Annotated in this window: 15 protein-coding genes; 7 read left to right on the forward strand and 8 right to left on the reverse strand. The window is 34.8% G+C overall.

Annotated elements, in window-relative coordinates; all coding sequences use genetic code 11:
* Positions 1–17: 17 nt before the first annotated feature.
* Genes STK_RS00685 through STK_RS00695 form a run of 4 tightly spaced genes read right to left on the reverse strand, consistent with a single transcriptional unit; the run spans position 18 to position 1,787 of the window.
* Positions 18–437 (reverse strand): hypothetical protein, encoded by a 420-nt coding sequence (locus STK_RS00685; protein ID WP_010978070.1) that lies wholly within the window; start codon positions 435–437, stop codon positions 18–20.
* Positions 438–482: 45 nt separating this feature from the next.
* Positions 483–671, reverse strand: coding sequence for a hypothetical protein (locus STK_RS00690; protein WP_010978071.1), 189 nt, complete (start codon positions 669–671; stop codon positions 483–485).
* Positions 672–675: 4 nt separating this feature from the next.
* Complete coding sequence (locus STK_RS15825; RefSeq protein WP_260311119.1) at positions 676–807, reverse strand: hypothetical protein; 132 nt, start codon at positions 805–807, stop codon at positions 676–678.
* Positions 804–1,787: a Rieske 2Fe-2S domain-containing protein gene (locus STK_RS00695; protein WP_010978072.1), complete on the reverse strand. Its 984-nt coding sequence runs from the start codon at positions 1,785–1,787 to the stop codon at positions 804–806. The genes STK_RS15825 and STK_RS00695 overlap by 4 nt, the downstream gene beginning before the upstream one ends.
* Positions 1,788–2,023: 236 nt before the next feature.
* On the opposite strand from STK_RS00695, the gene soxA reads away from it, so the two are divergent.
* Genes soxA through STK_RS00715 form a run of 4 tightly spaced genes read left to right on the forward strand, consistent with a single transcriptional unit; the run spans position 2,024 to position 6,419 of the window.
* Complete coding sequence (gene soxA, locus STK_RS00700) at positions 2,024–2,542, forward strand: proton pump complex quinol oxidase subunit SoxA (RefSeq protein ID WP_010978073.1); 519 nt, start codon at positions 2,024–2,026, stop codon at positions 2,540–2,542.
* 3 nt (positions 2,543–2,545) lie between these two features.
* Positions 2,546–4,120, forward strand: a complete 1,575-nt coding sequence (gene soxB / locus STK_RS00705) for a proton pump complex quinol oxidase subunit SoxB (RefSeq protein WP_010978074.1) — start codon at positions 2,546–2,548, stop codon at positions 4,118–4,120.
* The gene (soxC, locus tag STK_RS00710; RefSeq protein ID WP_010978075.1) at positions 4,121–5,821 is read left to right on the forward strand and encodes a proton pump complex cytochrome B SoxC; all 1,701 of its coding nucleotides are present in this window, start codon (positions 4,121–4,123) and stop codon (positions 5,819–5,821) included.
* Between the two features lie 40 nt (positions 5,822–5,861).
* The gene (locus tag STK_RS00715; protein ID WP_010978076.1) at positions 5,862–6,419 is read left to right on the forward strand and encodes a DUF1404 domain-containing protein; all 558 of its coding nucleotides are present in this window, start codon (positions 5,862–5,864) and stop codon (positions 6,417–6,419) included.
* Between the two features lie 235 nt (positions 6,420–6,654).
* Here STK_RS00715 and STK_RS00720 read toward each other — a convergent pair whose 3' ends face one another.
* The 3 genes from STK_RS00720 to STK_RS00730 form a co-directional block, all read right to left on the reverse strand.
* Positions 6,655–7,095 (reverse strand): HPP family protein, encoded by a 441-nt coding sequence (locus STK_RS00720; RefSeq protein WP_010978077.1) that lies wholly within the window; start codon positions 7,093–7,095, stop codon positions 6,655–6,657.
* Positions 7,096–7,126: 31 nt separating this feature from the next.
* Positions 7,127–9,430, reverse strand: coding sequence for a hypothetical protein (locus tag STK_RS00725; protein WP_010978078.1), 2,304 nt, complete (start codon positions 9,428–9,430; stop codon positions 7,127–7,129).
* Between the two features lie 74 nt (positions 9,431–9,504).
* Positions 9,505–9,942: a DUF973 family protein gene (locus tag STK_RS00730; protein WP_010978079.1), complete on the reverse strand. Its 438-nt coding sequence runs from the start codon at positions 9,940–9,942 to the stop codon at positions 9,505–9,507.
* A 166-nt stretch (positions 9,943–10,108) separates the two neighbouring features.
* Here STK_RS00730 and STK_RS00735 point away from each other — a divergent pair, with 166 nt between their 5' ends.
* From STK_RS00735 to STK_RS00745, 3 genes are all read left to right on the forward strand, one after another.
* Entirely contained in the window at positions 10,109–10,837 is a 729-nt protein-coding gene (locus STK_RS00735; RefSeq protein WP_010978080.1) for an IS1 family transposase, read from the forward strand.
* Positions 10,838–10,967: 130 nt separating this feature from the next.
* Positions 10,968–11,675: an IS6 family transposase gene (locus STK_RS00740; RefSeq protein WP_010978081.1), complete on the forward strand. Its 708-nt coding sequence runs from the start codon at positions 10,968–10,970 to the stop codon at positions 11,673–11,675.
* 249 nt (positions 11,676–11,924) lie between these two features.
* Positions 11,925–12,578, forward strand: coding sequence for a hypothetical protein (locus STK_RS00745; RefSeq protein ID WP_052846172.1), 654 nt, complete (start codon positions 11,925–11,927; stop codon positions 12,576–12,578).
* Here the strand turns inward: STK_RS00745 and STK_RS00750 are convergent.
* Positions 12,543–13,238, reverse strand: coding sequence for a hypothetical protein (locus tag STK_RS00750; protein WP_010978083.1), 696 nt, complete (start codon positions 13,236–13,238; stop codon positions 12,543–12,545). The genes STK_RS00745 and STK_RS00750 overlap by 36 nt on opposite strands.
* Positions 13,239–13,390 lie beyond the last annotated feature (152 nt).

Raw genomic sequence — 13,390 nt, forward strand, 5'->3', positions numbered from 1 at the left:
TAAAATATCTTTTATAATTATCTTCTAATTGAATAAAACATTATTACTGAAGCAAAAACAACAGTAAAGATAAAACCAACACCCATTCCTAAAGCGTAGTCTGGAATCACAAAACCACCAAAATAAAATAGTCCTTCAAATGCTGCTGCAAGTACAGAAATTATATCTAGCACTGCAAGGACTCTAAGGGTAGTATTATTAGCTCTTGTTGCTGAACCATAAATGGCAATTGCAAATATTACGGCAAAAGCGGCTGCATAAATATGTGCAGTGATTAGTGGACCCAGTAATGGAAGTCTGTAAATAGCAATATCCATTCCTGCTACATAAAGGATAATTAAACACGCTAATTGAGCAGCAGCTAATGCAGGAGTATACTGGTTTTTTGAAAACATTGATGCTAAAGAATTATACGAATCTAACAAAGATTTTGCCATGTTAGATAATAAGAAAAAGGGATATAAAAAATTTAACTTTAAAATTTAGTAGAAGTCCTTGTAAAAAATTAGCCCAAACGTTATACCAGTTAAGATAATATAAATTGCTGCTAGTACAGCAGTAGCGTTTTCAACTCCTATGACAGAAGATAATGCATAATTCAGCGGTAATGCTATTACAAAAAAGAATACTAAGGTAGCAATTAATAATATAATCCTTGCTGGGAATTTCACTTTTTCACCTCAACAGTAATGGTAATATTTCCCTAATGGGTGAAGAGTCCCACAAAATCGTATAAACTAAAAAACCTATCATTGCTGCAGTTGCACCGAATATTAATAAAACTATAGCCAAACCTAATCTGCTCATGATGAACCACCTTGGAAAGTATTACCAAAATCTTCCAAAGTAGTGTAACAATTTGTTACAGCTTGGCCTTTCTTTAATAATAATTTGGGACAACCAGTTTCTTCATCGTATCCATCTAGATAAGCTACTCCTTCTAAATCGGATGAATGATCCATAATGGGCGGTGCATTAAGATTCATTCCAACAGCATATAAGTAATCAGTGTTTGAGTCCCAGTATAGTTGCACATAAGGAAGTGGTCTTACTGTAGGTCCAGTAAGTACAGCTGCTCCATGCCATGGGTCATAAGTTGAACCGTGGCAATCACAATGTATGATACTTATAGCCTTAGCAGCCTGTGCAGCTTGATAAGCATCTGGCGGAATATAATTTGGAGTTGTACCACCAACTTTAAAGTACTGTGGTGGGTAAAAGTGTATTTCTGGTGGTACACATCCTAAATGTTGGCAAATTGCACTATATGCAACTATTGACTTATAGGGCCCTACTCCACCAGGAAAATGATAAGTCTTGCCAGTCTCTGGAATAAGAACTTCTGTTGGAGGTACCGCTACAGGATTATTGTTTTCATCGCCCATGTTAATTAGAAAAGTTATATCACCTAACATGGGGTATTCAAAAAGCAAGATTGCTGGGTCATTAACTGGTATCTTAGATGCTTCTATTGGATTTCCGTTAGAATCCACAATAATCATCCATGGAAAAGTCTTTAAGTATATTTCTTGTGGATTAAGAGAATTGATTAATGGAATCGCAGAAGCCACAGCAAAAACACCAATACCAATAAGTAAGCCTTTAAGAAAAGCTCTCTTTGAAGGATCTAGGGGACCAACATTCTGTTCAGCATAATTATATAGGTAGTCCCTCCCTTTATTTATAAATTCTTTAGTATCAAACCTTGAGTTTTTACTCCTCATTTTCCATAAAAGTTTCTTAGCAAATATAAAGTCGTCTCTTTTTATAATGATTTTGTCCTTCATACTCTCTACATGTTTTGAGTTATTTTTGCATATATAAAAACTTTACTCATATACAATTTTTTAAATTTTTATTAACTATTCGAATATTCTTTTTAACTAAAGATATTAAAAAGTTATTTATTTAAAATAAACTTTTTAGCTTTAGTAAATTATACTACACTACTTTTTAATGAAAATATTGCAAACTTGATTGTTATTAAAAATAATGTTTTTAAACTCTATTAACTATTATAGTCATGATTATAATGAGCTTTATCAAAGAACATGCAGAGTTAGTATGGTTTGTAGTGATGTTAACGTTAGTAGCAATTTTTAGTGGATGGAACATATATGGAGTTACACATGGAACAAGCACAAGTTACAGATATGGACTACCATGTTTTTCTGGTTTACCAAAACAAGCACAACAGGCAGTATTATATTTCAACTCTCATCCTCCATCCGGTCAATCATATGAAGTTGTTAACGGGATATTAGTAGTTAATATGACAATAACCCAGCAAAACGGATTCCAACCAGACTTAATAATAGCAAATACAAGCGAACCGGTAGTTATAATTTTAAATTCACCTCAAGTAATAACAGGTTTCTACTTAAGACTCCCAGATGGTGTTGTGCAAGTTAATGCAGTTCCTGGAACTCCAAGTTACATATATTTCGTAACACCCCCGACTCCAGGTAATTTCACTTGGAGGGATTCGGAATATTCCGCATATAATTTCTCTTATTTCACTGGAACATTAGAGGTGATGTAAAAAATGAATATTTGGGAAATTTTGGATAGAATTACAATTTCACTCGTTGAATTTATAAACAAAGCAAAAAAAGTAGTAAACCCGAAAGATACTGTAGGTTTAGTATGGCTTTATATTTTAGGTTCAGTAACATGGCTCATAATTCTAGGAACTGCTGCTATGAATCTAAGAACTTACTTAACGTATGACGCTAACTCACCATCTGTAGGACCTATCTACTATACAATGCTAACAATACACGGATGGAGTGCAATGTTGGGATTGGTACCAGACGCTGCTTTAGGAATAATAATATTCTCTATGTATAAAAGTGGACTCTCAGTAGTTCACAGAAGATTGATTACCGCTATGTTCTGGATTTCTAATTTAGCTCTGGCTTTTGCACTTTTTGGAGGCCCAGATACAGCATGGTACATGTATCCTCCACTAGCTATAGAAGATAATGCAGTATTCCAAGCATTTAGACTTTATCACGGTGCAATGATGGGGGCTGCTTATTTAGCCTTAGCACTTAACAGTGCTTGTGCTTCAATAGCTGCATTAGTCTTAGTTATTGATGCATATCTAACAAAACCAAAAGACAAAAAGATAAACATTTTCGCAGCCTATGGTGTAGCATTTTCTTTAGTTATAGCAATAACATTACCAGCATTAACAGCTGCTGAGTTATGGTATACAGCAGCAATATGGTTCCCCAGCCTTGTTAAAGTAAACCCATTACTTTGGGTTATACTGTTCTGGTTCTATGGACACCCAGTAGTCTATTACGTACCATTCCCCTTATTTGGGGCCTTATACTATTATATACCAATTTATGCAAAAAGACCTTTGTTTAGTGAGAAATGGGCAAGATGGAACATATTCCTTTTAGCTATAGGATCAATGCTAATATGGGTTCACCACTTACAAACATTTCCATTACCAGTAGATTTAAGAGCATGGATAACTGTATCCACGTTACTACTAGCCAGTGGTTCTGGATTAACGGTACTTAATCTAGGTTTAACAATACTAACTTCTAAAGGATATGATTATAAAGATCCTTTAGGACTAACATTTCTAATTGCATTAATAGGTTTCATAATTGGTGGAGTACAAGCATTACCACAACCTATAAATCTTATAAATGGTGTAGTACACAATACATACTACATTGTTGGACATTTCCACCTTATAATCTGGACTCTAATACTTGTAGGATTTACTGGAGTATTTCTTGATTTACTTAAAGTTTCTAACCCGAATCTTAACTTTAGTCAAAAAGCTAGAAAACTTATGGTAGCCGGTTTAATAGTTTGGACAGTACCATTTGTAACAATTGGTTACCTTATGAGTATAGCAGGCTATTTGGGCTTACTAAGAAGAGTAATTGCTTACCCACCAATGTTTACACCGTATATGGATGGAATGTCATTTTTAGCAGAGATAGGAATACCAGGGTTAGTAATAACAATTGCCACTGGGATAGCAGAGTATATAAAAACAGCAACACCTTCTACCACTCAAGTTTCTACATTCCCTCCAAGCAGTTTTACCCTTTCCTTGAATGGAAAGGATATGGTAAAAGAGGTGAAGTAAATGGAGGAGAGACAAGAGAGGAAAGAAGAACAACAACAAAAGAAGTCAGGATTTTTTGATGCAATCCTTGACAGAATAGGGATAAACGAAGCACCACTATTTAGAACTCCCGACTACATGTATAATGTTTCATATTGGCTTGGAGGATTAGTAGCTGCAAGTTTCGCATATACAGTGATTACTGGGTTAATCTTACTCCTCCTTTATAATCCAGCTAATGCATATCAACAAACACAAACAATAATTAATGATATACCATATGGAGCTGTAATACTATTCAGTCACCTTTATGGAGCTTACATTATGATTATCCTAGTTTACATTCACATGTTTAGGAATTTCTTCAAAGGAGCTTATAAAAAACCGAGAGAATTACAATGGGTTACTGGAGTATTACTCCTAGCATTAACACTAGGAGCTTCATTCTTTGGTTACAGCTTAGTAGGAGACGTATTAGGAATAAATGCGGTAGATATAGGTAGTTCCTTACTTATAGGAACAGGATTCCCCGGTGCTACTACAGTAGTAGGCTGGCTATTTGGTCCCGGAATAGATGCAGTACAATCCAGTAATCCAGCAGTTAGAGCTGAGTTCTTCAGTAGAATTCTAGGTTGGCACATAATAATGGTAGCATTAATTGGTTTACTATTTATGTTCCACTTAATGTTAGCTGAGAGATATGGAATGACACCATCTGCAAAAGAAAAGCCCAGAGTACCAGCTTACTACACAAAGGAAGAGCAAGAGAAGTTTAACCCGTGGTGGCCAAGAAACTTCGTATATATGTTATCCTTAGTATTAATGACATGGGGAGTAATACTAATTGTACCAGATGTATTAGCAAACTTGAACTCCATTGTAAAGCTACCGATAGTAATTAATCCATTCCCTGCACCACAAGCATTTACCCCAGCTGCAAATAATGTTCAACCATATCCTCCATGGTTCTTCTTATTCCTTTACAAGTTCGTAGACTTCTTATTACCAAACGGAGTACCAATATTACCATCTATGGTAATTGCAGTACTTATCATAGGTTTAGTAGTTCTGATGCTAATACCATTCTTCGAAAACAGCAACTTAATGTATATAAGCAGTAGAAAGTTCTGGACGTGGGTTATGTCAGTTCTGGCTTATTCACTGGTAGCATTATCAATATGGGGGTACTTATATCCTGGTGTGCCAGCTCCAACAAATCAGCAAATCTTAGTTTTAGGAATTCCCGCATTAATCTTAGCAGTTATCATAGGACTGTCAGATAAAATCAGAAGAAGGAAAGAAAAAGTACCTACACCGTCACAAATACCTAAAATAACGCCTACCTCAATTCTAGGAACATCTGTAGTAACATTACTGTTTGCAGGAACATTTGGAGATTTCATAATAAGACCTAGTTTACTGGGCTTATTCTCACTATTCCCATTGGGTATTCTAGTTTACCACTTTGTTAGTAAAATGGTAAGGGCATTCAATAATAATAACGGAAATGGTGGTACAGTAACTTATCCAATAACAAAGAAAATGGCATTTATTGCAATACCAGTAATTTTTGTAATTACAATATTCCTATTTGCATTATTCCTAGAGTTACCGAGTGTTGGAGTACAGAGCACATATGCCGGAATTGATTTAGGTGTCATCTTCTTCCTATGGGGATACGCAATAAACTTGTACCACTACCTAGTTTATGTGAAAGATTAAAAGGTAAAACTTTTTTTACTTTAACTTCAAATTTATATTTATGGAAATTGATAAGAAAAAATTAAAAGTTACACACTTTATATTCCCTCTTGTTTTACTTATCATATTTCTAAACCCCGTGGTAGAGAGTTACGAGACCTTATATCAATGGTTATTTATGTTAGCACACTATTCACTTTTTATCGGGGGATTATTACTCACATACAGACTAATAAAAGGAACTCCCTTCCTAATTATACCATCTGGAGTAATAGCAGTATTCTGGCATTTACCCATGTATTTTAACTTAGCTGCAGCCTTTACTAGTTATAGGATATTAAACGATTTAACGCTAGTACTTGCGGGTATTTTAGCCGGAATAGGTAGTGGAAAACTCTCACTTTTACAAAAATTTTCACTAATAATTGTCTGGATGACAGCAGATACAGCGTACTCAATTGTCTTTCTATTAGAAAACCCTGCATACTCAAACGTAGTTTACTCGTTTTCACCTTATACTCCATCACAAGAGATAAACACAGCAGTAGTAATGTGGATTATTATGTCAATAATCATTGCTTACATAGCCGGTAAATTCCTTAAAGAACTCCTTTCTTAGAAAGGCTATATATATTATCTTTTTCTTGGTGAAAGAAAAGGGAAAATGATACTGCATCAATAATAAAGTATACTGAATGATTTGATTATCTTGCTATTCTCAACATCTTAAGTATATGTGTTTGCAACTATATTTTACATCTAAAGTTAATGAACTTCTTTCTTAGCTGGTAAATACCTACTATGAAATTTTATTTTTATCTCATTAAATTAAATTATTTTGCCAAATAAACATATTATGGTAACTTTGGTTCCACGTATTTAGTAAGAATGTAATTTACACTTTCCTCAATAATAACACCAGAAAGTACAGGATGAAGAATGTAAATAAATTTCACCTTCTCAAGTACCCCTAAAAAGCATGCTAAAATCGAAGGTGGATGTTCGATATTAATAATGACTTCCGTAATATATGAAACGAAAGAAGCTAGGATAGCCATTACTAAACCAGTAAGATTAAAATAAATAAATAGAACTGCGATTACAGACGATATAAGGTACGAAATCACAATATTGAAGAAACGAATTCTCCTCCAATCTGGGTCTGGATATTTAGTAGCAGCTGTTGCTAAGAAAGGGGGTAAAATAAACTCAGTATGAGTTATTATTGTAACAAAAGTAAGTAAGGACATTGAAGTTATTAAATTAACGATAGAAATAACCTTTTTCTTATTCATAGAAATATGAAAAGGAGAAAAATAAAAAACGTTAACTATTGCTCCTCTTTCTCCTTAATAATAGAAATAAAATCAAAGCGTAGAAAATGACGTTGAGAATAATAACCGGGACTAAGTGATAGCTTGGAGGTATTTCAGCCTTACCTAGAATAATATTATAACCAACGCTGGATATAGCATCACCAACAACAGGATAGGAAACAACAGTCACATTCTTAGGATGAAGAGTGATAATAGTATCATTCCACAAAGAGTAAGGAATAAGTTCAAGGTTAACAATATAGGTTATCCTATTACCCGGGTGGATAAGCTCTATTTTCCCCTCCTCAGTAGAAATAACACCCAGATATGAGGAAACAACAGAAAGAGTATTATTGGCAGTATTTACTTTTAGAGAAACACTGCCATTAGAAATTTCAATAACACCTCCTTCTGGATAAGAAACATAAGTCAGTAGGACGGCATATTTACCCGGAGTAACCGAAACATTCTCGCTTGCAGGATTCCCAACCTGAATTAGTGAAATACCAGGGAGAGAAGAGAGAATTTGCAGAGTGTGAGCGTTAACGTAAATTGTGCATGAAAAATTAGTAGGGTAGGGCAAGCGTTGAGCAGGAATCTTAACACTATAATTATGAAACACATCCGCCCTAATATATATCTCATTACCACCAATAATTCCAGCTAAATATTCTGGAGGTACATAAAAGTAATAGGGAACAGCAGCAACATCTTCATTTAAATTATTCACGTTGTAGACAAGATAAATACCTCTTGAGGAAAAAGTCGATTTATAATCAAGGTTCTTAAAAACGTATATACCGCTGAAATTCTTAACAAGCTCAAGGTCTTTCTGGGAGAGGAAATAGGAGAGATTCTCGTTAGCTAACACATACTCTACACCGTAATATTCGAGAATAGTACCTAGGTGAGTAGTATTAAAGAAAGGAAGGAAAACAGAATTAGGAACACCTGTAAAGACTTCTGGATCATAGTATTTACCATGATAGTAGATTGTGGTACCGTAAACTGCTACTTTAGCACCGTGTAAGTACTCAGCGGCTTGGATCAAGTTTCCTGGTACAGACAAAGGTATGTAATTATACTCGTAGTTACCGGTAGCAAAAGACGGGTAGGAAAAGACTAGCTGAGCTGAAACTACCATTACTAAGATAATTACGGAAATTAGCCTTTGAACTTCCCCTTTTTCAGCCAAAAGAAAATTTATTTCGTAAACAAAGGTAAGAAATAAAGGGGCTATAATCATCTCACTTAAATAAGTTGGGAGAATAACCCACATATAAGGGAATAGTGGAGTGTCCTTTAGCCAATTATTCAGATAATAAATCAGGTTAATGTTAAAAACATGATTAAATACTACTACATAAGAAGACATAAAAATTACTAAGAAAGAATATAGAAAGAAATAGAAAATAGCATCTGTATGTATGATTTTAAAGAACAAGTAGAAAAAAGATAGAATAACGAAAACTGGTAAAAAGAAAGAGAAAATGTAAGAAAAGAGAACGTTCCCAGCGTAAAAGTTTATTAAAGGAGCAAATAATCCTATTCCTCTTAAATTATCTGAGAGTGAGAATGTATAATAGTTTAGCCATAGCTGTTCTACGGAAATTGAAGAACCTACAGAAACGTAAACAGTGTGTTGAACAAGTAAGGAATAGAAAGTCCTTATATTTTCCATGAGATAGAATGGTAGAGAAAGAAGTGCAATTTTTAGGAAATGGAAATCCTTCTTAATTACTCTGTATATGACGTAAAGAAAAAGAGTGAAAAAAGAGAAAATAAAACCTCTTGGATCTGTAGTTGTTAGCGTTAGTAACAAGGAGAGAATAATACTACTACGAAGGAGAGAGAAGTTTCTGTTCACATAGTCTAGACCTACTAAAAATAAGGGATATAAGGCAACGAAAGTAGAGTAATTAGTCCAGTAAGTGAAGTACATGAAAGCTGGTGAAGTTACGTATAAAAAAGCCACTATCAGAGATATTATCTCCTTATACCTAATTCGGAGAATATAATAAGATGCAAAATACATGGAAACGAAACCTAAGAAGATTGGATATGCATAACTTAGTTTATCCCATATCTCTGGCCATAGAGAAAATATGTAAATTGGAAGATCAGAGGTATCCATAATAAAAAGCAGATTAATCTGGCCGTTATTAACCAAAGTAGGAAAAGAACCTATAATTGAAGGATAAGAATCCCTTACATAAACTAGACCGGGGGAAAATAATGTAGATCTAAGAACAAAGAGCGTAGATAAAAGTCCACCTAAAAAAGGAAGTAATAGTCTGTATTTGTTTATACTCATCAAAATAAAGTATGTTATAAATTTAAAAATTTAATCAAGAGAGAATAAAAAGAAATAGAAAAAAGTAGTTAAATTTATTGTGCTATTACTGAGACTTGCACAGTAGCACCATCACTTAAGGCTAAACTGATTGTGTAAGTACTACCAGATTGCAAAGGAGGCAATTGACTAAAACTGATACTTACCGTATTTACTCCTGCACTTAATGTGGAAGATGAACCACTACCACCAATAACCTCTGCCGTTCCAGAATATGTTGTCCCCGCTAGTTCTGCACTAACTATTTCTACTGATCCAGATGACTTTAAAGTAATTATAGCATAACCACTACCACTACTATAATAAATAACACCCGATCCTACTGCTGATACTGTTGGTGTTCCTCCGAATGCTCCAAATAATCCGAAAGCAAAACCAACAACTACTAGTGCTATTATTACTGATGCAATTACTAGAATTAGTGCAGTTACAGCACCGCTTAGTCCTTTTTTAGCTTTCCTCTTTGATAACATATTTACTCATAAGAATGATTACTAAATATCTATATAAGCTTTTCTGTCCTTTAATGTGAATAAACTAAGGCTTAAATTAGGAGTAAATTTTATTTTCTATTCGAGTGAAGAGTGTGGAGATAGTGCCGTCATTAAGCTATTTATATTTGTATTATGAGTATTACTTATGGGTAGGAAGCCTGTAATTAGGCATGATATAGCGTGTCCCTCTTGTGGTAGTCACCACGTCGTTAAGTGTGGTAAGCCTCTTGGTAGGCAGAGGTTTCTGTGTAGGGATTGCGGTAAGTACTTTCTTGCAGACGCGGTTTATCACCACCACTCTAAGGAGGTGAGGGAGAAGGCTTTGAGGATGTATACTAATGGTATGAGTATGAGGGCTATTTCTAGGGTTCTTAACGTACCTCTGGGTACTGTTTTCACTTGGGTTAAGCGTTATGGTAAGAGGAAGTATGAGAAGCTGGTGGACTTGTGGAATAAGGCTAAAGAGTTGGTCAAGGGTAAGGTCGTTACTAAGGTTGTTGATGAGATGTGGACGTACTTGTACAGAAATACTAGGGCTTTCTACAAGTGGGTATTCAATTGTTACGTGTACACTAGGCTAGGGTTTTACCTAGTTTACTCTGTGGGTGATAGGGACGAGAATACTTTTCGTGAGGTCAAGGACTACGTGCCAGATGATGGTAGGTGGGTGAGTGATGATTACAACGTTTACTTTTGGTTAAAAAACCACACGGTAGTCTCACCTGTTAATCCTAACGAGTCCTTTCACTCCTCACTGAGGGATAGGCTTGTCAAGAGGGCTACGAAGGCTGTTAACAGGAGTATAAATATGGTGAAGTATTCTATAGCGCTGGTCTTGTGGGAGAGAAGGCTAATCCCAGAATTTGTAGCTTAATGACGACACTATCAGTGTGGACAACAATTTCGTTCATTTGAAATAAATTGTATTAATTGTTTTTACTTAGATGGAGAATTCATCGTAATACTTTTTTGGTGAGCACGGGGATTTTTCTTGGGGGTGAACGATGAACAACCCAACTAGATGGAGGACTCCCGTGCTCACCCAAGTTATTCTAATCCTAATGGAGTATATTAATCTTAAGCCTAGGTTTTACTCTAGTGAGGTAGTAGCTTTGGCTTTGGCTAGTTATCTCTCGGGTTTGTCTTCTTGGAGGACTTGTTTGTCTCATTCTACTTTGTTGTATTACTTGAGGAGGTTGAGTTGTGTTAGGTATGTGGTGCCGGTTAGTGGTTTTTATGCGGTGGATGAGACTAAAATTATGGTGATTAAGGGGCAGTATTATTATGTGTGGATTGTGAGGGATGTGAAGACGGGTGCGATACCCTTCTTCATGGTGACGAGCTCTAGGAGTGGGTTGCACGTGCTGATAGTCTTGACGAACATGAAGAATGCGGAAAAGGAGGCTGAGAAGGTGCTCAAAACGAGGATAGACAAGGTAGTATACATACACGATGGGGCAACAGTCTATAACGCATTCACTTGGCTAAACGTGGAGCACAAGAGGGTCAACGAGAGGGACTACGCAGAACAAGAGTTCAGGAGCTTAAAACATAGAATATCCTCAATGGATTTTCACTTTCCATGGAACAGTAATAGGTTCACGCTTACTAGGTGGTTATCGGTGTTCTTCCTAGCTTATAACGCGCTTTACGCCCCAGTATATTTGTTAGGCAAGGAGGTGATAATAAATGTAAATATTTCAAATGAATGAAATTGTTGTCCACACTCCGAGTGAAGATAATAGTAATTTAATTTGTATTCTTTTTAAGATACACTAACTGATTCACACCTACAATACCACTTAAAAACTAATGAGAAAAGCACAAATATTTATAAGTTCCTTTTATTATGTTTAAACCTAGGTTAAATATAAATAGTAAATCGAGAAATTATAATGGATGATTTAAGTGGCCAGGACTGATATGATGATGAAATGTTTTTATGATGAGGTGATCAAATATTGTTACCTATTCTCTTATTACTTTTACTGATAATACCTCATCATCCTTTCTTTATAGAATATAAAACAATATCTTATTTTGTATCATCTAACAGTAAATTATGTGGTTTAATCGTAGAAAATGTAACAAATATTTATAGTAATGGTACTGTAAAATTTGAATTTTACTTAATTAACTTAAATTATTCTGAATATGTAGGTCCTATAATAGAGTATGATAATCTTTCCTCTCCTACTATACTTTACTACTTCCCGCAAGTAGGAAGTAATATTATACAAAGAGGTAGCTCTGTGTTCCAGCTAGTGGGTGAGAAAAATGGCTGTTATATTTACGAGAATACTCAACACCCAGTCTCTACGGTTTCAATAGTAACTTATTACTATGTTAATAGTAGCGGTGTCCCTTCTAAGATTATATTTCTTCAGTACGGACTTAATGGGCTTGTGAGTAATAACACATATGTACTTTATGCTAGTAATTTGATCAGTTTAAATGAAAAAATTTATTTTCCGAGCGGACTCCACAAGGTTAACCAGGCTTTTTCTCTTAACGCATTCAAGAATGAGGTGGAAAACATTGTTTTTTCACTCATAATAGTTGGAATCCCAGTTCTTCTCTTATTTTCTAAAAAGAAGTATAATAATAATTCCTAAAACACCGGCAATGAGGACATATTCTAAAAGTTTATGAGAAATAACAAGAAGTGTCCTATTTAAATTTACACTAACTACATGTGCCTCAGTAAAACCTGGAAACGTTGGTAAAGGAGTTGAAGGGTTAAAATAGTTTGACTTCCATAAGACTGCTGTAGCATTACTTACTAGTTGAAGAGTAGCTCCTATCTGGAGCGTCTGTACTTTAACAGCAATTCCAGATGAGTTTACCCACATAAAGAATTCTATGATAACACCCTGAATATTTGATTTACTCTCATAAACATAAAGGCCATTGCTGTAATTTACAAAACACATTTCAGAACTTCCTCTAGTTACATTTTTTCCCAACAGCGGAGGAGGAATATAATATAAGTTGGTGGGAAATGAAGAGTTACTGAGGGAAACTACTGGAGGTAAATAATACTTTTGACCAACGTTATATACAGTTAAATTTACTGCAATAGTATTATTAGGATATACTCCAATAATTCTCTGTAAGAGAACTTCATGAATTGTTGTTATACTCCCGTTAGGTAATGTCATAATAACTGTTTGGTTATAAGCAAAGAATGCGTTGGAAGTAAAGCTTACGCTAGCATGTAGTAATCCGGCAAACAATGGAAAAGCTAATAATAGAAAAAGTAAGAGAGATTTCATATTTAAGAGTTTGTCCCTTAGCTATTTAAAGTTTTACGATAAGAAGTATGCTGATCACTATTAGAAAATAAAATAATGGAATTTCTATTCAATTTATCTTCTTAGAGAATGCAGTAATTTTATCTATATTGTCTATGTAAGTTTTCACAGTA

It is taken from the genome of Sulfurisphaera tokodaii str. 7 (genome assembly GCF_000011205.1).
Classification (GTDB): domain Archaea; phylum Thermoproteota; class Thermoprotei_A; order Sulfolobales; family Sulfolobaceae; genus Sulfurisphaera; species Sulfurisphaera tokodaii.